Annotated in this window: 21 protein-coding genes and 1 tRNA gene; 9 read left to right on the top strand and 13 right to left on the bottom strand. The window is 67.8% G+C overall.

Annotated elements, in window-relative coordinates; translation table 11 throughout:
- Position 1: 1 nt before the first annotated feature.
- The 3 genes from otsA (at position 2) to V5F66_RS10335 (ending at position 2,493) form a co-directional block, all read left to right on the top strand.
- Complete coding sequence (otsA, locus tag V5F66_RS10345; RefSeq protein ID WP_394053165.1) at positions 2-1,480, top strand: alpha,alpha-trehalose-phosphate synthase (UDP-forming); 1,479 nt, start codon at positions 2-4, stop codon at positions 1,478-1,480.
- 113 nt (positions 1,481-1,593) lie between these two features.
- A tRNA-Leu gene (locus V5F66_RS10340) sits at positions 1,594-1,680 on the top strand.
- A gap of 135 nt (positions 1,681-1,815) precedes the next feature.
- The gene (locus V5F66_RS10335; RefSeq protein ID WP_394093803.1) at positions 1,816-2,493 is read left to right on the top strand and encodes a hypothetical protein; all 678 of its coding nucleotides are present in this window, start codon (positions 1,816-1,818) and stop codon (positions 2,491-2,493) included.
- A 26-nt stretch (positions 2,494-2,519) separates the two neighbouring features.
- On the opposite strand, the gene V5F66_RS10330 is transcribed toward V5F66_RS10335, so the two are convergent.
- The 3 genes from V5F66_RS10330 to V5F66_RS10320 all read right to left on the bottom strand — a co-directional run bounded on the left by V5F66_RS10330 (position 2,520) and on the right by V5F66_RS10320 (position 4,516).
- Positions 2,520-2,726 carry a hypothetical protein gene (locus V5F66_RS10330; protein WP_394093802.1) on the bottom strand — a complete coding sequence of 69 codons (207 nt, stop codon included), beginning with the start codon at positions 2,724-2,726 and terminating at the stop codon, positions 2,520-2,522.
- 504 nt (positions 2,727-3,230) lie between these two features.
- Positions 3,231-3,959: an anti-sigma factor gene (locus V5F66_RS10325; RefSeq protein WP_394093801.1), complete on the bottom strand. Its 729-nt coding sequence runs from the start codon at positions 3,957-3,959 to the stop codon at positions 3,231-3,233.
- The gene (locus V5F66_RS10320; RefSeq protein ID WP_041576595.1) at positions 3,956-4,516 is read right to left on the bottom strand and encodes a sigma-70 family RNA polymerase sigma factor; all 561 of its coding nucleotides are present in this window, start codon (positions 4,514-4,516) and stop codon (positions 3,956-3,958) included. Before V5F66_RS10320 ends, V5F66_RS10325 begins: the two co-directional genes overlap by 4 nt.
- A 179-nt stretch (positions 4,517-4,695) precedes the next feature.
- Here V5F66_RS10320 and V5F66_RS10315 point away from each other — a divergent pair, with 179 nt between their 5' ends.
- The 3 genes from V5F66_RS10315 to V5F66_RS10305 all read left to right on the top strand — a co-directional run bounded on the left by V5F66_RS10315 (position 4,696) and on the right by V5F66_RS10305 (position 7,248).
- Entirely contained in the window at positions 4,696-5,478 is a 783-nt protein-coding gene (locus tag V5F66_RS10315; protein WP_394008724.1) for a DUF4394 domain-containing protein, read from the top strand.
- Between the two features lie 541 nt (positions 5,479-6,019).
- On the top strand, positions 6,020-6,238 hold the full coding sequence (locus V5F66_RS10310) for a hypothetical protein (RefSeq protein WP_041575317.1): 219 nt from the start codon (positions 6,020-6,022) through the stop codon (positions 6,236-6,238).
- Between the two features lie 149 nt (positions 6,239-6,387).
- Positions 6,388-7,248 (top strand): group III truncated hemoglobin, encoded by an 861-nt coding sequence (locus V5F66_RS10305; protein WP_394093800.1) that lies wholly within the window; start codon positions 6,388-6,390, stop codon positions 7,246-7,248.
- Positions 7,249-7,258: 10 nt separating this feature from the next.
- On the opposite strand, the gene V5F66_RS10300 is transcribed toward V5F66_RS10305, so the two are convergent.
- From V5F66_RS10300 to V5F66_RS10260, 9 genes are all read right to left on the bottom strand, one after another.
- Positions 7,259-8,347 carry a glycerol dehydrogenase gene (locus V5F66_RS10300; protein WP_012113737.1) on the bottom strand — a complete coding sequence of 363 codons (1,089 nt, stop codon included), beginning with the start codon at positions 8,345-8,347 and terminating at the stop codon, positions 7,259-7,261.
- 4 nt (positions 8,348-8,351) lie between these two features.
- Positions 8,352-9,350: a transketolase family protein gene (locus V5F66_RS10295; RefSeq protein WP_394093799.1), complete on the bottom strand. Its 999-nt coding sequence runs from the start codon at positions 9,348-9,350 to the stop codon at positions 8,352-8,354.
- Positions 9,343-10,179, bottom strand: coding sequence for a transketolase (locus V5F66_RS10290; protein WP_394093798.1), 837 nt, complete (start codon positions 10,177-10,179; stop codon positions 9,343-9,345). Before V5F66_RS10290 ends, V5F66_RS10295 begins: the two co-directional genes overlap by 8 nt.
- Positions 10,180-10,200: 21 nt before the next feature.
- On the bottom strand, positions 10,201-10,956 hold the full coding sequence (locus V5F66_RS10285) for an SDR family NAD(P)-dependent oxidoreductase (protein ID WP_394093797.1): 756 nt from the start codon (positions 10,954-10,956) through the stop codon (positions 10,201-10,203).
- A 13-nt stretch (positions 10,957-10,969) separates the two neighbouring features.
- Positions 10,970-11,686, bottom strand: coding sequence for an ABC transporter ATP-binding protein (locus tag V5F66_RS10280; RefSeq protein ID WP_394093796.1), 717 nt, complete (start codon positions 11,684-11,686; stop codon positions 10,970-10,972).
- The gene (locus V5F66_RS10275; protein ID WP_394093795.1) at positions 11,667-12,404 is read right to left on the bottom strand and encodes an ABC transporter ATP-binding protein; all 738 of its coding nucleotides are present in this window, start codon (positions 12,402-12,404) and stop codon (positions 11,667-11,669) included. Before V5F66_RS10275 ends, V5F66_RS10280 begins: the two co-directional genes overlap by 20 nt.
- Positions 12,401-13,447 (bottom strand): branched-chain amino acid ABC transporter permease, encoded by a 1,047-nt coding sequence (locus V5F66_RS10270; RefSeq protein WP_394093794.1) that lies wholly within the window; start codon positions 13,445-13,447, stop codon positions 12,401-12,403. Before V5F66_RS10270 ends, V5F66_RS10275 begins: the two co-directional genes overlap by 4 nt.
- A complete protein-coding gene (locus V5F66_RS10265; RefSeq protein ID WP_394000888.1) occupies positions 13,444-14,328 on the bottom strand; it encodes a branched-chain amino acid ABC transporter permease in 885 nt (294 codons plus the stop codon). The genes V5F66_RS10270 and V5F66_RS10265 overlap by 4 nt, the downstream gene beginning before the upstream one ends.
- Positions 14,329-14,414: 86 nt before the next feature.
- Complete coding sequence (locus V5F66_RS10260; RefSeq protein WP_394093793.1) at positions 14,415-15,719, bottom strand: ABC transporter substrate-binding protein; 1,305 nt, start codon at positions 15,717-15,719, stop codon at positions 14,415-14,417.
- A 287-nt stretch (positions 15,720-16,006) separates the two neighbouring features.
- Here V5F66_RS10260 and V5F66_RS10255 point away from each other — a divergent pair, with 287 nt between their 5' ends.
- Together V5F66_RS10255 and V5F66_RS10250 are read left to right on the top strand one after the other, a co-directional pair.
- Positions 16,007-16,219, top strand: coding sequence for a tautomerase family protein (locus V5F66_RS10255; protein ID WP_394008739.1), 213 nt, complete (start codon positions 16,007-16,009; stop codon positions 16,217-16,219).
- Between the two features lie 4 nt (positions 16,220-16,223).
- Complete coding sequence (locus V5F66_RS10250) at positions 16,224-17,114, top strand: alpha/beta fold hydrolase (protein ID WP_394093792.1); 891 nt, start codon at positions 16,224-16,226, stop codon at positions 17,112-17,114.
- A gap of 36 nt (positions 17,115-17,150) precedes the next feature.
- Here V5F66_RS10250 and V5F66_RS10245 read toward each other — a convergent pair whose 3' ends face one another.
- The gene (locus V5F66_RS10245) at positions 17,151-18,746 is read right to left on the bottom strand and encodes a class I adenylate-forming enzyme family protein (protein WP_394093791.1); all 1,596 of its coding nucleotides are present in this window, start codon (positions 18,744-18,746) and stop codon (positions 17,151-17,153) included.
- A 207-nt stretch (positions 18,747-18,953) separates the two neighbouring features.
- On the opposite strand from V5F66_RS10245, the gene V5F66_RS10240 reads away from it, so the two are divergent.
- A complete protein-coding gene (locus V5F66_RS10240) occupies positions 18,954-19,946 on the top strand; it encodes a quinone oxidoreductase family protein (protein ID WP_394093790.1) in 993 nt (330 codons plus the stop codon).
- The last annotated feature ends 9 nt before the right edge of the window (positions 19,947-19,955 follow it).

Raw genomic sequence — 19,955 nt, 5'->3', positions numbered from 1 at the left:
CGTGTCTCGCATCGTGGTCGTATCCAATCGTGTGGCGGTCCCCCAGCGCTCGGGGGTCACGGCCGGCGGACTGGCGGTGGCGGTCAACGCCGCGCTCAAGGACAAGGGCGGGATCTGGTTCGGCTGGAGCGGGCGCATCTGCCCGGAACCGTCGGAAATCCCGGAAGTGACGCGCAAGGCCGGCATCACCTATGCGGTGGTGGACCTGAAGGCCGAGGACCATCAGGAATATTACAACGGTTTCGCCAACCGGGTGCTGTGGCCGGTGCTGCACTACCGGGTGGATCTCTCCGAATTCTTCCGCTCGGATCTGTCGGGCTACATCCGGGTGAACCGCATGTTCGCGGATCACCTGGAGAAGATCATCCGCCCCGACGACATCCTGTGGATCCACGACTATCACATGATGCCGCTCGCCAAATATCTGCGCGAGCGCGGCCACAAGAACCGCATCGGCTTCTTCCTGCACATTCCCATGCCGCCGTCGGACATCGTCCAGGCCCTGCCGCAGCACGGCGAGACCGTGGGCGCGCTGGCCTATTACGATCTCGTCGGCTTCCAGACCGAGGGCGACCGGGACAATTTCGCCCATTACCTGGAGATCCGCGGCGGCCAGCTGACGCCCGACGGCACCGGCGTCGATATCGGCGGGCGGCGGGTCAGGCTCGGCACCTTCCCGGTGGGCATCGAGACCGCGGCCTTTGCCCGGCGGGCGCGGCACGCCAGCCGCGCCGCCTTCGTGAAATCGTTCCGCGACAGTCTCGTGGGCAAGAAGCTCATCATCGGCGTGGACCGGCTGGATTATTCCAAGGGCATCCCCAACCGGCTGGAGGCCTATGAGCATTTCCTGAAGACCCAGCCCGACTGGCACGAGCGCGTCACCTTCGTGCAGATCACCCCCAAGAGCCGCACCGACGTGCCGGAATATCAGGAGATGGACCGCTACGTCTCCCACAAGGCCGGGCAGATCAACGGCGCCTATTCCGACGTGTCCTGGACCCCGCTGCGCTATGTGAACCGCACCTATTCGCGCTCGGCGCTCGCGGGCTTCTACCGGGCCGCCCACGTGGCCATGGTGACGCCGCTGCGCGACGGCATGAACCTTGTCGCCAAGGAGTTTGTGGCGGCGCAGGACCCCGCCGATCCCGGCGTGCTCATCCTGTCCCAGTTCGCCGGGGCGGCGGCCGAGATGGGCACGGGCGCGCTCATCGTGAACCCGCACGACACGGAAGGCATGGCCAATGCCCTGCGCCGGGCGCTGGAGATGCCGCTGGCGGAGCGGCGCGAGCGCTATGCCCGGATGATGCAGGTGCTGGAGGCTCGCGACATCGACCGCTGGGCGGCGGACTATCTCGCCGCGCTGGCGCCGGAAGCCGCGACGGTGGAGCGGCGCGGATTGAGCCTGCCGCGGGCGGCCATCCGCAGCGTGGTGCGCCTGCCCGGCGCCTGGCGCTCCGATTTCGTGCCACGGGGGGCGTGAGCCGGCGGTAGATGGCCCCCGGCGCCCGGTTGCCGGCCGAGCGCCTTGCCGCTATAGCAACGCAAGCGGCGAAGCCTGCCGCGAAGGCGCCTGAGCCTTCGCGGGGCCGCCCTGCGGGCGTGGCGGAACTGGTAGACGCAGCGGACTCAAAATCCGCCGTCCTTACGGATATGTCGGTTCGAGTCCGACCGCCCGCACCATTCTTTCTGAAATTTACATTTATTTTCAATATGTTGACCGTGGTGCATCGATTTCAATCCTCCCCGGTGTCCACCTTTTGTCGGTCGGTGGACCGCACCCGCTATCGCCTCGCGCGTAGGGGGCGAACAAGCATCATGAGCCGTATGCAGCGATTTGGTGAACGGTCCGGCCCATCCGAATTAGCGAATTTAGAGTATGGATTAGCGATGGATGCGACTTATCACTTGAACCGCACCGCGCAGCCGACGATGAAACGTCGCGTTGATCTGGACGGCCCCGATTTCTATCCAACGCCTGCTTGGGCAACGCGTGCGCTGATCAGGCATGAGGTGTTTGAGGGCAATATTTGGGAGCCTGCCTGCGGCGATGGCGCCATGTCGGAGGTGCTGGCAGAGACCGGCCGCGATGTGGTGAGCAGCGATATCGTAGACCGTGGCTATGGCGCGCCAGGTATTGATTTCCTTACGGCATCGCAGCGAGCCGCAAACATCATTACAAATCCACCCTATCACAGCGCCGAAGGGTTCGCTGCACGCGGCTTGGAGTTGGCTAGCCAGAAGGTTTGCCTTCTACTCCGTCTCGCCTTTCTTGAGGGCGCCGCTCGTCAGCGTTCGCTTTTCGCCACGACGCCGCCGACGCGTGTGTGGGTTTTTTCCGAGCGGATCACGTTTTACCCTAAAGGTGCCGTGCAAGCCGGATCCGGCACCGTAGCCTATGCATGGTTCGTCTGGGACAAGGTGGCGCCAGGGCCGACCGAGTTACGATGGTTCCCGGCCGGAACGAAGGCTGCGAACCAAAAAAGCCCGGCCTAAGCCGGGCTTTTCTGAGCTTCCTGATATCAGGAAGGCTTGCCGAAGCGCTTCAGCGCCTCTTCCTTGCTTCCGATGAACTTGCGCTCCTTGAGCACTTCGTTAACGCGACCGGGGTTCACGTCGAAATCGGATGCGATTCGGTTCTGAAATTCACCCTTCCAATGCCGGGGCCAAATGCGCACGGCATCTTCGAACGTGAGTTTTGGGGAGGGGCTGCGGGGGTCACTCTTCATTTTAAACCTCTTTTAAAGAGGCCTACGAAGCTTGACAAAAGGGCGCGAATGCGCATGATTGCGCGTGTGAACACGACCTTCCGCAAGGCTTCGTAGGCAGTTGCGGATCATAGAAGCCGAGGCCCTGCAAGGCCTCGGTTTTTCTATAGAGAGATTTGCTCTCTACTGTCACGCTCGCATAGCTCTCCTCCCAAGTCAAGAAATTCCCGCGCCCCAATCGCGTAAGAAGGCTGTGGGCGGCGATTTGATGATTTGACGAGTCTGGTAGCGTCTTTCACGATTGACGCTGAGCGGCCAATTCCAGCGAATTCGACGGGCGTTCGCGTGTAGGTGGGATTGATATCCCGGCACATTGCATCGTCTAGGCGCGCCGCCTCGGTCATAAACTGGTTCGCGACCCGCACAGCCGGCAAATGCAGGCGCCCGGCGGACAGGCCCGCCCCTCGATGGCGAACTTTCTCCCCCTGAGATGCCAAGCGACAGGCGAAGGCAGCCGCCGGCCCCTTACAGCGCGCGGCTGGCGGTGCCTTTCATCAGGATGGGGCCGGTGGGGCGGCCGGTGGGGGAGCCGCCGGCTGGTTCCAGCGTCACCTCGAAGAGCTGCTCCGGCACCGCCGTGGGCAGGCCCTTCAGTTGCAGGTCGAGGCTGCGCAGGGCGTCCACCAAGCCCACCGACACTGGACCGCGCGCCCGATCCCACAGGGTCCAGACCTGGAGCGCCTTGCCCTCCGGCGCCCGCAGAGCGGCGAGCGGCACCAGCTCGGCGTGGCCGTCCCTGAAGGTATTGACCACCGCGGCCGGCCGGTTGTCATCGGACAGCAGCACGGCCACCAGCACCGGCGCGCGCGCCGTCTCGCGCATCTGGAAGCCGAGGCCGATGGCGAGCAACAGCGTTGCCGCCGCGGCCCCCATGCCGATGCCGCGCCACACCGGCAGGCTCTCCCACGCGGCGGCCAGCGCCAGGCGCCAGCCGGATGCCGGCTGCGCGGTGCGGGCGGGCGAGGGGGCGGCGGCCGGCCGCGCGGTGGCAGCAGCAATGCGCGCCCAGACCGCGGCCGAGGGCACCTGCGCGGGAGCGGAAAGATCGAATTCGGCGAGGCGGGCGCGCCAGTGCTCCACCGCCCTGGCGAAGGCGGGATCGGCCACAAGGCGTGCCGCGCAGGCCTCGGCTTCCGAATGGTCGAGCAGCCCGAGCACATATTCGCCGGCGCGGGCGTCGAGATCCTCGCTCATGCCATGCACTCCCTGAGCGCAAGCAGGCTCCTGCGGATCCACGATTTGGCGGTGCCGAGGGGAATGCCCATGCGGCCCGCCAGTTCACCATGGCTGAGGCCACGCGTATAGGCGAGCACGATGGCGACGCGGCGCGGCGGATCGAGCCGCTCCAGGCAGCGCCGCAGCGCGCCCGCCTCCGACAGGGCGCACACCACCGCCTCGGCGTCGGGCGCATCGCTGGCAAGGGCCAGGGGCTCGAAATCGTCGGTGAGGTCGGTGCGGCCCTCGGCGCGCAGCACGTTGAGCGCGCGGTGGCGCAGGATCGCGAACATCCAGGTGACGGCGCTGCCGCGGGCGGGATCGAACGTCGCCGCCTTCTCCCAGATGCGCACGAATGTGTCGTGCACCACGTCCTCGGCCAGATCGCGCCGGCGCAGCAGGCGGATCGCGACGCCCGTCATCTGCGGCGCGATCTTGTCATAAATCTCCCGCAGGCAGGCATGGTCGCCGCGCGCGCAGCCCTCCAGCGCACGCGCCAGCGCATCCGGATCGATCCGCGTGGCGCTCGATGTCATCGCCGCCATCGCCTGCTCAGCCTTCCGCGTTGCTGTGGACCTGCCTTCCGTTACGGCGCTCGAGGAACGGCGGATGCGTCTGATGAAATAATTCTCAACATCGCTGCATCCGTTCGGCAGGCCCGCGTGTAGCCGCTCCGACCCGGCCGCGATGGTCGGAGCGACAGCAGGAGAACGAGATGAAGAGCACGCTCATGATGGTCGCCCTCGCCGGCGCGATGACGGCGCCCGCGGCCGCCTCGGCCCAGTCCATGGTGGCGCTGATGAATGGCAACCGCATCGCCGTGGTGGACGCCAAGGCGCTGAAGGCCGCCGCTCCGATGAAGGTGTCCGGCGTCTCCGGCAAGCTGCTGGGCATCGACGTACGCCCGGCGGATGGCAAGCTCTACGGCCTGTTCGAGGACGGCACGGTGGCCACCATCGACCCGGTGAGCGGCACCGCCACGGTGAAGGCGAAGCTGGAGACCATGCTGCCTTCAGGCACCGCCGCGACCGTGGACTTCAACCCGGTCGCCGACCGCCTGCGCGTCATCGGCACCGACGGCACCAACCTGCGGGCCAATGTGGACGACGGCAAGGTGGTGCGCGACGGCATGCTGAAGTTCGCCGATGCCGACAAGCACACGGGCAAGCCGGCGGCCATCGTGGCCGGCGCCTACACCAATTCCATGAAGGGCGTGAAGGAAACCGCGCTCTACGACATCGACGGCAAGCTGGGCCTGCTGGTGAAGCAGGCGCCGCCCAATGACGGCATCCTCAACACGGTGGGCGCGATCGGCGTGGAAGGCAAAGGCTACGCCTTCGACATCGTGGCGGCGGACGCCGGTGCCAATGAAGGCTGGCTGATGGCCGGGACCATGCTGTACCGCGTGGATCTCGCCACCGGCAAGGCGACGAGCGCGGGGAAGGTGTCCGGCCTCGATGGCACGGTGAGCGACATCGCCATCATCCCCGCCATGTGAGGGTGGCCCGAGACGGCATAGACCCGGCTCGGGGCGCACCCTGAGCCGGGTGGCGAGGTGGAGCGACTTTGGCGGCCGTGGTGTCTTTCGGCAGCAGCCCCGTCACGGCCGGACCGACGTGGGCATCGAATTCAGCGGGCCAAGGGGCGCCGAAACGTCGGCGGCGGCCATTCGGCCATGATCGGACGGCGGCGGATTACAGCCAGCCGGCGGCGAGCTGACGCGGATGATCGAGATTGCGCTGAGCTGGCCTCTCGAAGACCTGCCATCCATGATGTTCATCAAGGCGCCGCCGAACAATTGTCGGCTCCCATGGCGCCGTCGCTCCATGGGGCATGGGCGTGGATCAACTATGCTGAAAATGTAGACAAGGCTAAAGATTGAGCGTCTTGTGGCCGCGTTCAACCTTGCAATAGACCGATAGCGTTCGTACCCTTGGGATATAGCTGTATTCCTATGGCGACGACGACAGCGTCCGGCCCGATATGGGGTAGCGAGACCGCGCGGCGCCGTTCCAAGGCCCTGCTCGTGAGGCGCTTGCATGAAGTGGGACAAAGGCAATACGCCGATCATGGCGCGCATCGTTCCCAGAACCACCATTCGCATCCGTCCGCCATGGCAGAAGACGGGGTCGCAGCGCCCCTCCGCTTTGGCGCGCCCCGGAGGCCCGAAGCTGCGCGTCGTTGAAACGCCCGTTGAAACGCCCATGGAAGCGTCCAAGGAAGCGCCCAAGCCATCCGACGGCGAGGACAAGGCCTGAGCAAGATCGCCTGCCCGTGTCGCGCGCCCGTCTCTGGGTGGCTCAAGCCGGAGCGCGCGGCAGATGGCCTGTGCAATGACGCGCGCCCGCGCAACGGCGTCCTGTCGTGACGGCGTTGCGATGCACACCCTTCAAGAGGATCCGTCCCCATGACTGCCTCGGCACCCCTGCCATCCGCCGGCCAGAAAGCCGGCAGCCGTCCCGACATGGTTTCCGCGCTGAAGCTTCCGGCCGCAGGCGCCGGCACGGCCGATTTCGGCGGCTATGCCTTCGTGGCGGTTGATGCGGCACCCGGCAGGCCCGGCCTTTTCATCCTGACGAAGCGCGTCGGTGCCAGTCTCTATCCGGTCTATGCCGGCGAGGGGGCGGACCTGGCCGAGGCGGTCGCCGCGTTCCGTGCCGCCAACCCGGACGAGGCCGCGCTGGTCGACACGCTGTTCGTCATGGAACGCGCACTGGCGAGGGTGCGCGCCCATACGCTGAGCGACATCGTCGGCCGGTTCAATCCGCCGCTCAATGTGGAGAACCGCACCGCCCAGGCCGCGCCCGAGATCGCGGCCCTCGTCGCCGACCGGGCCGAAGGCTTTTCAGGCCATGGCGAGCAGCCCGGCGCCGACATGAGGGTGTCCGAGGATGACCTCATGCGCCTGGTGAAGACGTTCTATTCCAAAGCCTCGGCCGATCCGGTGCTGGGGCCGGTCTTCGCTCGTGCCATCCCGGATTGGGAAGGCCACTACCAGATCGTGCAGAATTTCTGGTCGCGAACACTGCTCGGCACCACGCGCTATTCCGGCATGCCGTTCGCGGCGCACATTCCACTGCAGCTCAAGCCCGAGCACTTCGTGCGCTGGGTCGCCCTGTTCAAGGACACCGCGACCCACGTGCTGGAGCCGGTGGCGGCGGCGCGGGCCATCGCCAAGGTGGAGCACATGAGCACCTGCTTCCAGGCCGGCCTGTTCCCGCCGGACCTCGCCGGCACCGCGGCAACGGGACATCCCCGTCGCGATTGATTGGGGGCGATCACATAAGACCAATGGCCTCCAGCTGCTCCATCGCATCCACGAAGTCGGCGGGGGTGAGGGCGCGCTCGAAGTTCTTCGTGTGCGGCGCCCGGTGGCTCAGCTCGGCGATCACCTCCAGGTCGGCACGGGCGGCGGATGCCAGCCCGAGGTCGCGCAGGCTGACGGGTAGGCCCACCGACCGGTAGAAGGCGAACTGCTCGGCCATGAATTCGGGCGGCCGGCGCTCCAGCATGAGCTGCACCAGCAGGGCATAGGCGACCTGGCAGCCGTGCAGGGTCGCCGCCGTGGCCGGGATCGCGGAGAGGCCGCGCGTCATGGCGTGGGCGATGGACAGGCCCGACCCCTCGAAGCCGAGGCCGGCCAGCAGGAAGCAGGCCTCGATCACCCGCTCGAATTCCGGTCCCGGCCGGTTTGAGCGCACGGCGGCGAGGGCCGCCACGGCGTCCGCCCGCAGCACCTCGTCGCAGCGCTGCGCGAGGGTGAGGGAGGCGAGCGTCGCCCGTGCTCCGAACATGTTGGGGCCATCGGCGCCCACCGCCTGCTCGGCCTCAAAGCGCTTCACCAGCGCATCGCCGATGCCAGAGACCAGCAGGGCGGCCGGCGCCTTGATGATGAGGTCGGTATCCACCAGCACCAGGTCCGGATTGCGGACCAGCTTCTCCACCGAGAGCAGCTTGTGATGGTCGTCATAGAACACGAAGTTGCGGCTGGTGGGGCCGTCGTTGGAGGCGGCGGTGGGCAGGCTCACCAGCCGGGCGCCGAAGGCGCGGCACACCGCCTTGCCCGCATCCATGCCCTTGCCGCCGCCGGCAGCGATGACCACGTCCGGCGCCAGCGGCGTGCCGTCCGCCACCATCCGATCGACATTGGCGTGGGTGACATCGCCGTCGAAGCCGGTGGCGGCGAAGGCGATGCCCTCCGCCTCCAGCAGCGGGGCGATGCGCGGCGCGAGCATGCCGCTCATGATGCGGTCCGACACCAGCAAAGCGCGGGAGCCCACCGGGGCAATGAGGCGGCCGAGTTCGCGCAGCGCGCCGGGGCCCTGCACATAGAGGCCGGGGGCGCCGAACACCTTGAGTTCGCGCATGGTGCTACTCCGCCGCCTGCGCGCCGGCGCCGAGCCACTGCGCCACCTGCTCGCGCACCCGCGCGGCGGTGAGGCCATAGCGGGTCTGCAGATAGGGGATGGACCCGCATTCGATGAAGCGGTCGGGAATGCCGATCTTGAGCAGGGGCTTCATCACCCCGTTGGCGTAGAGGGCATCGAGCACCAGGGAGGCAAGCCCGCCCACGAGCACATGGTTCTCGGCGGTCACCACCTTGTCCACCGAGGCGGCGAAGGCGGCCACGGCCTCGGTGTCGAACGGCTTGATGGTGGCGCAGTGCAGGACGGAGGCCTTGATGCCCAGCTCCGCGAGGCTGGCGGCGGCGTCGAGGCAGCGCTCGGTCATGAAGCCGGTGGAGATGAAGCCGATATCCGTGCCGGAGCCGATGCGCTTCGCCTTGCCCAGCTCGAAGCGGTGGGTGGCGGGATCGAACACCACCGGCACGTTGCCGCGCAGCAGGCGGCAATAGACCGTGCCCTCCATCTCGCGGGCCTGCTCGGCGATCTGCTGCATCTCGGTGGCATCGCACGGGTCGATCACCGTCATGTCGGGCACCGCCCGCATGAGGGCGAGGTCCTCGATGGCCTGGTGGGTGCCGCCATAGCCGGTGGTGAGGCCGGGATTGCCGGCGAACATCTTCACGTTCGCCCCGCCATGGGCGCAGGCGATGGCGAGGAAATCGTGGGCGCGCCGCGTCGCGAAGGCGCCATAGGTGGTGCAATAGGCCGAAAGCCCGGTACGGGCGAGCCCTGCCGCCACCATCACCAAAGCCTGCTCCGCCATGCCCACATTGTAGAAGCGATCCGGAAAGCGGTCGCGGAACGGGTAGGTGTCGGTGTATTTGCCGAGATCGGCGGTGAGCACCACCACGTCGCCGTGCGCCTCCTGGGCGGCGATGGCGCCGGTGGCGAAGGGGGCGAGCTTTGAAGCGCGGTTCTCCACCGCTTCCAGCTCACCCATGCCCAGAGTGCGGCCCTTAAGCATTTTCAAGCTCCAGTTCACGCCCGAGCGTGTCCCATTCGTTGCCTTCGACCCGGATGAAATGGGCCTGCTCGCGGGCTTCGAGGCGGGCGATGCCCCGGCCCGGCCGGGTGCGCATGACGATGACTTTCGGCTTGCCGCGGCGGGCGCGGGCCCAGTGCATGGCTCCGATGAGTTCCTCCAGCGCGTTGCCGTCCACCTCCTGCACGTCCCAGCCGAAGGCGCGCCATTTGTCGGCCACCGGCTCCATGGGCACCACCAGCGCGCCGTCGGCCTGGATGCCGTTGCAGTCGTTGAAGCAGACGAGGTTATCGAGGCGGAAGGCGCTGGCCGCCGTGGCGGCTTCCCAGGTGGAGCCTTCCTGCAATTCGCCGTCGGAAATCTCCACGAACACCCGCGCCGGATTGTGCTGGATCCGCAGGCCCAGCGCCGCCCCCGCCGCGATGCCGAGGCCGTGGCCGAGGGACCCGCCGGTCATCTCCACCCCCGGCACGTGGCCTTCGATGGTGCTCATTTCCAGCGGGCTCTCGTCGGCGCCGTAGGTGGTGAGCGTGTCCTTCGGGATGAGGCCGATCTCGGCGAACACCGCCCACAGGGCGATCGAGTAATGGCCGGTGGACATGTAGAAACGGTCGCGGTCCGGCGCCTGCGGGTACTTGGGATCGAAGTTCAGTTCGTGGAAATACAGGGCGGCAAAGAATTCGGCGAGGCCGAACCCCTGTCCGAGATAACCCTGCCCCTTGCCGGCGGCCTGGATCAGCATGTTGCGGCGCAGCTGCAGGGCTTTGTCCCGCAGATGGGAGAAGGACGGCGTTTCATTGGGCGATGGCATGGCGGGCTTCTCGCGGATTTTTCAGGAGATGGAATAGCCGCCGTCCACCGGAAGCATGGCGCCGGTGACGTAGCGGGCCTCGGGGGAGACGAGGAAGCTGACCGCCGCCGCGATGTCCTCCGGCTCGCCCCACTGGCCGAGCGGGATGCGGCGCATGATGGGCTCGGCGCGGACGGGATCGCTCATGGCGTTCACCGACATGCGAGTCTTGATCCAGCCCGGCGCCACCGCGTTGACGCGGATGCCATCCGCCGCCCAGCCCACCGCCAGCGACCGGGTGAGCTGGAGCACCGCGCCCTTGCTCGCCGAATAGGCCGGGTTGCGGCCTGATCCGAAGGTGGACCACATGGAGGCGAAGTTCACCACGCAGCCCTTGCGGGCTTTGAGGTGATCGTGCAGCGACCAGGCCATCAGCTGGCTGCCGTTGAGGTTCACGTCGATCACCCGGCGAAAGCCCGCCGGGGCATATTCCGCCATGTCGTGCAGGATGATGCCCGCGGCGTTGATGAGCACGTCCACGCCATCGAGCCGCGAGGCGAAGGCGAGGACGCCGGCTTCGTCCGTCACGTCGAAATCGGTGAAGCTGAAGGCGGCATCGTTGCCTGCGGCCGCCGGCTCCGTCTCCAGGTCGATCTCCAGATCCTTGCCGAGGGCATGGACGCGGAAGCCCTGGCTGGCGAGGCGCCGCGCGCAGGCGAGCCCAAGCCCGGAGCCGCCCCCCGTCACCACCGCCACCTTGCCCCTGTGGCCGTCCTGGTGGCCGTTCTCGATGCTCATGGAAACGCCTCGCTCACAGTCCGAGATAGGTGGCGCGCAGGTGCGCGTCGGCGAGCAGGTCCGGGCCGGTGCCGGACAGGGAGATCTGTCCGTTTTCAAGCACATAGCCGTAGTCGGCCATCTCCAGCACCTGGAACACGTTCTGCTCGATGATGAGGATGGAGAGGTCGCGCGCCTTGATGCGGGCGATGCTCTCGAACAGGCGATCCACCATGATCGGCGCAAGGCCCAGCGACGGCTCATCCAGCGCCAGCACCCTCGGCAGGGCCATGAGCGCGCGGCCCACCGCCACCATCTGCTGCTGGCCGCCCGACAATGTGGAGGCGATCTGGCTGCGCCGCTCCTTGAGGATGGGGAAGAGGTCGAACACCTCCTCCAGCGTCTCGTGGCGCCGCGCATGGGCCCGGCGTCCGTGGGCGCCGACCATGAGGTTCTCCATCACGCTCATGCCGGAGAACAGCTGCTTGCCTTCCGGTGACTGCACGAAGCCGGCCTCCACCACCCGGTGCGAGGGCAAAGCGGTGATGGGCGTGCCGCCGATCTCCACGCTGCCGGCGGACACCGGCACGAGGCCGGAGATGGTTCGCAGCAGGGTGGTCTTGCCGGCCCCGTTGGCGCCGATGAGCGCCACCACGGCGCCCGGTGGCAGCTCGATGTCCACGCCGCGCAGCACCCGGATGTCGCCATAACCTGAATGCAGGCCTTTGACCTTAAGCGAGGGGGACGACATAGCGCTCTCCGAAATAGGCCTTGAGCACGTCCGGCGACGTCACCACCTCCTGCGGCCGCCCGTCGGCGATGAGCGCGCCGCGATCCATCACCAGCACGCGGTCGGACAGGGCCATGATGACCTTCATGACGTGCTCCACGATGAGCACGCTGACGCCGCGCTCGCGCACGCGGCGCACCAGTGCAACCATCTCCACCGCCTCGCTCGGCGTGGCGCCGGCCACCACCTCGTCCATGAGCAGCAGGCGCGGTTCGGTGGACAGTGCCCGCCCCAGCTCCAGCTTGCGCCGGTCGAAGGCGGTGAGGTTGTGGGCTTCGGTCTCCGCCTTGGCTTCGAGGCCGAGGAAGACCGCGATCTCCTCCGCCTTGGTGCGGATGCGGCGGCGGTCGGAGGAGCGGGCAAAGCCCCCCACCATCAAATTCTCCACCACGCTGAGGTCGCCGAAGGGCTTGGAGAGCTGGAAGGTGCGCCCGATGCCGGCCTTGCAGATGTCCCAGGGCTTGAGCCCGGCGACATTTCTTCCGGCCAAGAGGACGCGCCCCTCGTCCGGCCGGAAGAAGCCGGCGATCATGTTGAAGGCTGTGGTCTTGCCGGCACCGTTGGGGCCGAGCAGGCCGAGGATCTCGCCCTCCTCCAGCCGGAACGACAGGTCCTTGACTGCCTGCAGGCCGCCGAAGCGCTTGGAGATGGCCTCCACCGAGAGCAGGGGCGCGTTCATGGGCGGCCCCCGCGTCCGAACAGGCGGTTCGCCAGCGCGGTGATGGGGGCAATCAGGCCCTTGGGGAAGTAAAGCACTGTAATCATCAGGACGACGCCGTAGATGACGAGGTGAAGTCCCAGGAACTGGCCTCCCAGATAGCCGCGGCTGATCTCGCCCAGCGGCATCAGCAGCAGCGCGCCGACCAGTGGCCCGAAGGGGGTGCCCTGGCCGCCGATGATGCTCATGAGCGCCATGTCGATGGACAGTTCGAGCCCCATGTTCCGCTCCGGATTGATGTAGCGGAAGAACTGCGCATAGAAGCTGCCGCCCAGCGCCGTCATGAAGGCACTGATGGCGAAGGCCGCCTGGGTGTAGCGGGTGGGCGAGATGCCCAGCGCCTCCGCCGCGTCGTGATCGCCGCGGATCGCCTTCAGGCAATAGCCGAGCTTGGAGCGCTCCATCACCATGGTGGCGAGGATGGCGAGCGCCAGCATGGCAAGGATGATGTAGTAATAAGCCGTCTTGCCCGAGAACTGGAATGCCCAGAAGCTGTCGCCGCCGACGCCGGGCACCACCAGGCCTTCCGCGCCCTTGATGCGGAAGCCGAGGAAGCTGTCCGTATTCTCCACCCAGATGCGCACGATCTCGGCAAAGGCGATGGTGGTTAGCGCGAAATACGGCCCCTTGAGGCGGAAGGTGGGATAGCCGATGAGCACCGAGAGCGCGGCTGCCACCAGCCCGCCCACCAGCATGCCGATCCACGGCGACACGCCGTAGGTGGTGAACAGCAGCACCGAGACATAGCCGCCCACGCCACTGAACATGGCGTGGCCGAGGGATAATTGTCCCACATAGCCACACAGGAAGTTCCAGGACGTGGCCATGTAGGCGAAGAACAGCACCATGATGGCGGAGTGGATGAGGAAGCTGTCGGCCGTCACCAGCGGCAGCAGGGCCGCGGCGCCGCTCAGCACTGCGAGGGCGATGCCGCCGCGGGAGAAGCCCATGGGGGATGTCGTCCGGGTGAGGGGAACGGGATGGGGATGGGGGGTGACGCTCATGCTCTGCCCATGATGCCCGCCGGGCGCACCAGCAGGACGAGGATGAAGAGGCCGAGGGAGAAGATGGCGGCCGAGGTGGCAGTGACGAATTGCGAGGCGACCGCCTCGAACACGCCGATTACCAGCCCGCCGATGATGGAGCCCGGCAGCGAGCCCATGCCGCCCAGCACCACCACGATGAAGCTCTTGATTCCGAAGGCGACTCCGATCTGCGGATTGACCGGGATGAACGGCGCGATCAGCGCCCCGAACAGGCCGAGGATGGCGCAGCCGAGGCCGAAGGTGACCGCATAGACCTGCGGCACGTCGATGCCGGACATGGCGGCGGCATCGCGGTTCTGCGCCGTGGCGCGGATGGCCCGGCCGAGATGGGAATAGCGCAGCCACATCGACACCGCGACCGCGACGCCGATGGATGAGGCGGCCGCAATCAGCCGCGGCGTGTCCACCGGGATCGGCCCCAGCATTACAGAGGGCATGTAATAGGACAGTTGAACCGAGCGCACGTCCGGCCCGAAGGCCATGAGCGCAAGATTATCCACCACCAGGAAGATGCCGCAGGTGAGCAGCAGCGCGGACAGCGGCTCCACCACCAGCGCCCGCTCGCGCACGATGAGCGGGGAGATGATGAGACGCTGCACCAGGTAGCCGAGAGCGAACATGGCGGGGACGGTGACGAGCGCGCTCAGGTACGGGTCCATTCCAAGGAGCGACCAGCACCAGAACGACAGATAAAGCGACAGCATCAGGAACGAGCCGTGGGCGAAGTTCACGACGCGCAGCACGCCGAAGATCAGGCTGAGGCCCAGCGCGATGCCGCCGTAGATGCCGCCCTGCAGCAGCCCGTTGACCACGGCGAAAGACAGGATGAGGGGATCCATGGACGCGAGACGCTCCGAGCGGGGGAAAAAGGGCGGCGCAGCACCGGAGGCCTGGTCCGGGCTGCGCCGTCGAGGGAGCCCGGAAGTCAGGAATTGGGTCGCTTGGACCACTCCGGCACCGGCCACACGGGCTTGGTGTCGGGCAGGCGGTTGTCTTTCGGCCACACGGTGCGGCGCTTGCCGCCGAGGTTCTCCGAGATCACGCCGTGGGCGAAGGTGTTCTGGCCCTGGGCATCGAACTTGATGCGCTGGTAGCCGGCGGCAAGGGCGGGACCTGCGGCGATGTCGGTGGCGGCGAGGGCGTCGCGCAGCTTCTCGCGGTCGGCGCTGCCGGCGCGCTCCAGCGCATCCCGGATCACATAGATGGTGGCAAGGCCCTGGGCCGAATAGGCGGTGAGGCCGTAGCCCAGCATTTCCTTGGATCGCTTGTCGGCATCGAGGATGGCCGGATCCTTGGTGGCCTCGACGATGTCGATCTGGAAGTCTTCCTGCACGAAGTAATAATCCACGGCGCGGGGCGCGATGGCCTTGTAGAAGGCCGGGTCCTCGGTGCCGCCGCCGACCGAATGCACGCCGAAGGGGATGTCGAGCCGCTGGTCCATCAGCTGGCGCGACAGGATCAGGTGATCGGGGGTGTAGAAGGCGACGATGAGCACGTCGGGCCGGCTCGCGCGCACCTTCAGCAACTGGTTGGAGAAGTCGACCTGGTTGGGCGGCGCGGCTTCGTCGAGCACCACGGCGTAGCCGCACTCGGCGGCGAACTTCTTGATGTTCGCGGCGTGGGAGCGGCCCCAGTCGGAGCCCTCATAGATGAGCGCGATGGTCTTCGGCTTCTTGCCGCTCTCCTGCGCGAGCAAATCAATGGCGTCGACCTGCTCGCGCGCGTCGTAGTTCGCCTTGTTGTTGATGCGGAAGACATATTTGAAATTGCGCTCGGTGATCTCGTCCTTCACCGCGCCGAGCACCACCCAGGGGGTCTTGTAGCGCTCCGCCACCTCGGTGGCCGGGAACGTGACCGCCGAGTTGAAGGCGCCGCACAGCGCGGCGACATTCTCGCGGGTGATCAGGCGCTCGGTCTCGGTCACGCCGATGTCGGCCTTGGACTGGCTGTCGCCGAACAGCACCGCAAGTTTTGCCCCGCCCATGGACTTGATGCCGCCCTCGCGGTTGATCTGGTCCACCGCGATCTGGGTGCCGGCCTTGATCTGGTTGCCCACCGAGGCCGAGCCGCCCGACAGCGGCAGCACGCAGCCGATGGATATGGTGGCTGGTGCGCTCGTCGCTGCGGGGGCCTGGGCCAGTGCCGTGCCGGCGCTGAACAGCACGGCGGCGAGGGCGAGAAGTCCCCGGCGGGAACAGGAAGGCGGGCGGCGAAGTCCGTCGCTGGGCATGGGTTTCCTCCCGGATGATGACACGTGGAACCGTGTTTTGTGGCGATGCTCCGGCGGTTGGCGCCGTCCGGGGCTCGCATGTCTTTTGCCAACGATGTCACGTGGCGCCCGGCGGGCAAGGGATTGGCTGGGCCACGGATAAGACCACTTCGCCTCCCGCGTGCGGGTTCCGCCTGCGCTGCGGGCAACGGCACGCTCGGGCAGGAGCGAGATGTCTCCTCGCCAGACCAGCAGCCGGCTTGTTCGAGCGGGCCCGGAAACGGTGAACTCCGGGGCGGAGGTGCCCCATGCCCATCGTCAACGTGGTTTTGCTGGAAGGCCGGACGCAGGCCCAGAAGGACGACATGTACCGGGAGGTGACCGACGCCCTGTGCCGCACGCTGGAGTGCCGGCCCGATCAGGTGCGCATCATGGTGCAGGATTTCGCCAATGCGGACTTCGCCGTCGCCGGAAAGTCGGTGGCGACGATCCAGGCCGAGCGCGCCGCGCGGACCGGCTGAGGCCATGCGGAAACCTGATGCTCCCGCCTCCCATCGCATCCAGGCCGGCGGGCTGGATATCTACTATCTTCGGGCCGGGCGGGGGCGGCCCCTCGTCCTGCTGCACGGCTGGCCGGAATTCAGCGGGGTGTGGGAGCCGTTGATGGCGCGGCTCGCGCCCGATTTCGACGTCATCGCCCCGGACCTGCGCGGCTTCGGAGATACCCAGAAGCCCGATGCCGGCCCCAGCGAAAAGGTGAGCGCGGACCTGCTCGCCGCCGACCTTATCGCCCTTCTCGACGGGCTCGGGCTTGAGGGGCCGGTGGGCCTCGTCTCCCACGATGTGGGCGCCGTGGTGGGCCAGTCCCTGGGGCGCAGCCATCCGGAGCGGTTCCGCGGCCTGTTCTTCTTCAACTGCCCCTATCCGGGCATCGGCCGGCGCTGGGCGGAGCCCGACCATATCCGCGAGATCTGGTACCACAGCTTCCATTGCCTGCCGTGGGCGGCGGCCATGGTGGGGTCATCGCGCGAGGCCTGCCGGCAGTATTTCTCACACTTCCTACGCCACTGGTCCGCCGATCCCCACACGTTCGACGACGTGCTGGAGCGCTGGGTGGACAACTTCATGAAGCCGGGCAATCTGCAGGGCGGCTTCAACTGGTATTTGAGCATGCGCGCGGGCCGCCTCGCCCTCATGAAGGGGGAGGCCCCGCCGGTGGCGCCCATCACCGTGCCCACGCGGGTGTTCTGGGGCGACCGCGATCCCGTGCTCAGGTCGGAATGGATGGACCGGCTGCCGGAGTATTTCCTCGATCTTGAGGCCTCGGTGGCTGAGGGCCTCGGCCATTTCGTCCATTACGAGAACCCGGACCGGGCCGCCGCCGAAGTGCGGGCCTTCTTCCACCGCGTGGGTTGAAGCCTCCGCGGCGCCTGAGCGCGGCTGTCTGGTCCATCACGCCGGAGCCGGTTCGAACCGTTGGCGCAACTCGGTTTTCAGCACCTTGCCCATGGGGTTCTTGGGCAGGGCGTCGAGCACCAGCCAGTGGCGCGGGCGCTCATAGTCCGCCAGCTTATCGGCGCAGAAGCGGGCGATCTCGTCGAGGTCGAGGTGGACCCCCGGCTGCGGCACGATGCAGGCGGCCACGTCCTCGCCGAGATGGGGATGGGCGATGGCCACCACCGCCGCTTCCAGCACGCCGGGAAAGCGGTAGAGCACCTGCTCCACCGCCACCGAGGCGATCTTCAGCCCGCCGCGGTTGATCACGTCCTTCTTGCGGTCGGTGAAGTAGAGATAGCCTTCCGGATCGAGATGGCCCACGTCCCCGGTGAGGATGCCGCCGGCTCGGAACGCCGCCTGCGTCGCCTCCGGATTGCGGAAGTAGCCCTTGCCCACGCCCGGCCCGCGGATGAGGATTTCTCCCGTCGCGCCGGCGGGCAGGGGGGCAGCGTCCTCGTCCACGATGGCGATCTCGCAATGGGGCATGGCGACGCCCACGGAGCCGTGCTTACGCCACATGTCGGCGGGCTCAAGGCGGGCGCCGGCCGGGCCGCTCTCGGTCATGCCGTAGATCTGCACCTGCTCCACGCCGGGCCAGGCCGCGTTGATCCTGCGGATGACTTCCGCCGGCATGGCGGAGCCGCCATAGCCCACCCGGCGCAGGCTGGAGACATCGTAGGCGCCCTTGGCATATTCCTCGATCATGAAATGGATCACCGAGGGCACGCCGTGCAGGAAGGTGGAGCGCTCGCGGGCGACGAGGCGCAGCCGTCCGCCATTGTCCAGCGGCTCCTCGAACACGAAGCCGCCGCCAGCCACCCAGCTCGACATGCAGCCGAGATTAAGCCCCGATGAGGTGAAGAACGGCCAGCCGCCCTGGTAGAGATCGGCCTCGCTCAGCCCCAGCGCGGCGCTGCAGCTGAGGCCGGCGCCGATCATGGAGCGGTGGTCGTGCATCACCGCCTTGGCCCGCGCCGTGGTGCCCGAGGTGAAGAGCAGGCAGGCGAGCAGGCTGCCGTCGGCGGGATCGTGTGGGGCGATGCCCGGCGGCTCGCGCTCGGGCTCCGGCCAAAGGCTCGTTTCCGTATCGATCTGCGCGCCCTCCACCACAAGGGTGTGCAGGGCCGGCGCCAGCCGGGCGAGGCGGCCGGCGCCTTCAGCGGTAGTCACCACGGCCGCAGGCTCCACCAGCGCCAGCGCGTGGGCCAGTTCCTCGTCCGCATAGCGGGTGTTGAGCGGCACCACGGCGGCACCAAGGCGCAGCGCGCCGAGGGCGGTGAGGATGCATTCGCGGCCCGCCTCGTTGCCCAACAGGACGGCGACGCGATCCCCCCTGCCCAGCCCGAGGCGCGCCAGCCCCCGCGCCATGGCCTCCATGCGCTCCACCAGCTGGGCATAGGTGAGCCGGTCGCGATGGCCGCTCGCGGAATGGGCGGAGAGGGCGAGGCGGTTCGGCGCCTCCCGCGCCCGCAGGCGCAACAGCTCCGGCACGGTGAGGTCGAACACGGCTGTGGGCGCAGCGGCGGGCACGGGGGAGGTGGAACGGGACATGGGCACGCTCGCTCAAGCGCCGCCGGTGGGCGGCGCGGATCGACATCGATTTCGCAGGGCCGCCCGCCCGCCGTCAAAACCCGCTTTGGTCTTCCGGACGGACCAATGAGCACGTTGTTTGCCGCCGGCTTCTCCCGTTCCCTCAGGTGCAACGGGCAAAGCGGCGCATCGCCGCCGCGTGTTTGCTCGAAGAGGCCAGCGGGAGGCATGAGCGTGAGTATCCGTGCGCACGAGGTCCGGATCGCCGCCTACGGGGCGGCCGATGCCCTCGTCCTTCAGGAGGTCGATCTGCCGGCGCCGGGCGCCGGGGAGGTGCTGGTGCGCCAGCATGCGGTGGGCATCAATTTCATCGACATCTACCATCGCCGGGGCGTGTTCCCCATTCCCCACCTGCCGGGCGCCATCGGGGTGGAAGCCGCCGGCGTGGTCGAGGCGGTGGGGCCGGGCGTGACGCGCCTCAGGGCCGGCGACCGGGTGGCCTATGCGGGGCCTCCGGTGGGCTCCTATGCCAGCGCCCGCGTGCTGCCGGAGGCCGCTTTGGTGAAGCTGCCCGACGCCATTTCGTTCGAGGCGGCGGCCGCCCTCATGCTTCAGGGCATGACGGCCCACATGCTCTTCACCCGGGTGCGGCGGGTCGCGACCGGCGACACCGTGCTGGTGCACGCGGCGGCCGGCGGCCTCGGCCTCCTCCTCGGGCAATGGGCCAAGGCGCTGGGCGCGCGGGTGATCGGCACGGTGGGCTCGCCGGCGAAGGCCGAGCACGCGCTCCGGGCCGGCTGCTGCGACGTGATCCTCTACAAGGAGCAGGATTTCGCGACCGAAACCCGCCGCCTCACCGATGGGGCGGGTGTGGACGTGGTCTATGAGGGGCTGGGAGGCGACGTGCTGCTGAAGTCGCTGGACTGCCTGAAGCCGTTCGGCCTTGCGGTCAATCTCGGCCAGGTGGGCGAGCCGCTGGGCGCGGTGGAGCTGGCGCGCCTCGGGCCGCAACGCTCGCTCGCGGTGGCGGTGCCCGGCGTGTTCGCCCATCTGCGCACCCTGCCAGACCTTCAGGCCGGCGCGGACGAGATGTTCGCCATGGTCACCTCCGGCGCTGTGGCTCCAACCGTCGGGCTCAGCCTGCCGCTGGCGGACGCGGGCGAGGCCCATCGCCGCCTTGAAGCCGGCACCACCACCGGCTCGCTCATCCTGATCCCCTGAGAGGCTGCC

The sequence above is a fragment of the Xanthobacter versatilis genome (genome assembly GCF_043193975.1).
GTDB classification, from domain to species: Bacteria; Pseudomonadota; Alphaproteobacteria; order Rhizobiales; family Xanthobacteraceae; genus Xanthobacter; species Xanthobacter autotrophicus_E.
This window is presented reverse-complemented; position numbering and strand designations above follow the sequence as displayed.

Bases quoted from the DNA above. Each gene is read 5' to 3' on its own strand.
- V5F66_RS10335 (WP_394093803.1), top strand. From the start codon at position 1,816: ATGAGCCGTATGCAGCGATTTGGTGAACGGTCCGGCCCATCCGAATTA.
- V5F66_RS10330 (WP_394093802.1), bottom strand. From the start codon at position 2,726: ATGAAGAGTGACCCCCGCAGCCCCTCCCCAAAACTCACGTTCGAAGAT.
- V5F66_RS10325 (WP_394093801.1), bottom strand. From the start codon at position 3,959: ATGAGCGAGGATCTCGACGCCCGCGCCGGCGAATATGTGCTCGGGCTG.
- V5F66_RS10320 (WP_041576595.1), bottom strand. From the start codon at position 4,516: ATGACATCGAGCGCCACGCGGATCGATCCGGATGCGCTGGCGCGTGCG.
- V5F66_RS10315 (WP_394008724.1), top strand. From the start codon at position 4,696: ATGAAGAGCACGCTCATGATGGTCGCCCTCGCCGGCGCGATGACGGCG.
- V5F66_RS10310 (WP_041575317.1), top strand. From the start codon at position 6,020: ATGAAGTGGGACAAAGGCAATACGCCGATCATGGCGCGCATCGTTCCC.
- V5F66_RS10305 (WP_394093800.1), top strand. From the start codon at position 6,388: ATGACTGCCTCGGCACCCCTGCCATCCGCCGGCCAGAAAGCCGGCAGC.
- V5F66_RS10300 (WP_012113737.1), bottom strand. From the start codon at position 8,347: ATGCGCGAACTCAAGGTGTTCGGCGCCCCCGGCCTCTATGTGCAGGGC.
- V5F66_RS10295 (WP_394093799.1), bottom strand. From the start codon at position 9,350: ATGCTTAAGGGCCGCACTCTGGGCATGGGTGAGCTGGAAGCGGTGGAG.
- V5F66_RS10290 (WP_394093798.1), bottom strand. From the start codon at position 10,179: ATGCCATCGCCCAATGAAACGCCGTCCTTCTCCCATCTGCGGGACAAA.
- V5F66_RS10285 (WP_394093797.1), bottom strand. From the start codon at position 10,956: ATGAGCATCGAGAACGGCCACCAGGACGGCCACAGGGGCAAGGTGGCG.
- V5F66_RS10280 (WP_394093796.1), bottom strand. From the start codon at position 11,686: ATGTCGTCCCCCTCGCTTAAGGTCAAAGGCCTGCATTCAGGTTATGGC.
- V5F66_RS10275 (WP_394093795.1), bottom strand. From the start codon at position 12,404: ATGAACGCGCCCCTGCTCTCGGTGGAGGCCATCTCCAAGCGCTTCGGC.
- V5F66_RS10270 (WP_394093794.1), bottom strand. From the start codon at position 13,447: ATGAGCGTCACCCCCCATCCCCATCCCGTTCCCCTCACCCGGACGACA.
- V5F66_RS10265 (WP_394000888.1), bottom strand. From the start codon at position 14,328: ATGGATCCCCTCATCCTGTCTTTCGCCGTGGTCAACGGGCTGCTGCAG.
- V5F66_RS10260 (WP_394093793.1), bottom strand. From the start codon at position 15,719: ATGCCCAGCGACGGACTTCGCCGCCCGCCTTCCTGTTCCCGCCGGGGA.
- V5F66_RS10255 (WP_394008739.1), top strand. From the start codon at position 16,007: ATGCCCATCGTCAACGTGGTTTTGCTGGAAGGCCGGACGCAGGCCCAG.
- V5F66_RS10250 (WP_394093792.1), top strand. From the start codon at position 16,224: ATGCGGAAACCTGATGCTCCCGCCTCCCATCGCATCCAGGCCGGCGGG.
- V5F66_RS10245 (WP_394093791.1), bottom strand. From the start codon at position 18,746: ATGTCCCGTTCCACCTCCCCCGTGCCCGCCGCTGCGCCCACAGCCGTG.
- V5F66_RS10240 (WP_394093790.1), top strand. From the start codon at position 18,954: ATGAGCGTGAGTATCCGTGCGCACGAGGTCCGGATCGCCGCCTACGGG.